Here is a 386-nt window from a genome sequence, read left to right as displayed (position 1 = left end):
TTAGCCGCCGCATCAACCCGGCCGAGCGCGCCAGCGCGGTTTTGTTCGCCGATGCCGCCGGCGCCGTGGTGATCGGGCCCGGCGATGAACCGGATCGGGGCATTCTCGGCGCATCGGTTGATTCCGATGGATCGCGCTACGGGCTGATCCAGATTCCGGCGGGCGGAAGCAACAAGCCCTTCCACGCCGACCTCGATCTCGCTGAGACCCGGATGACGATCACCGACGGCCGCGAAGTGTTCGCCAAGGCGGTCGAGATGATGACCGCCTGCTCGCGGGAGGCGCTCACTGCTGCCCGCATGCGACCGCAAGACATCGACCGGTTCGCACCGCATCAGGCCAACGTCCGCATCTTCGATGCCGTCGGGCGAAACCTCGGTATCTGT

Annotated in this window: 1 protein-coding gene; it reads left to right on the top strand. The window is 66.3% G+C overall.

Annotated features, from left to right (window positions below; translation table 11 throughout):
• The coding region (locus EOA33_RS38655; RefSeq protein ID WP_281033621.1) for a 3-oxoacyl-[acyl-carrier-protein] synthase III C-terminal domain-containing protein at positions 1 to 386 on the top strand (386 nt) is incomplete at both ends.

The organism is Mesorhizobium sp. M4A.F.Ca.ET.050.02.1.1, from assembly GCF_003997725.1.
GTDB lineage: Bacteria > Pseudomonadota > Alphaproteobacteria > Rhizobiales > Rhizobiaceae > Mesorhizobium.
Note: the sequence above shows the minus strand (reverse complement) of the source record. Positions and strands in the feature narration are given on the sequence as shown.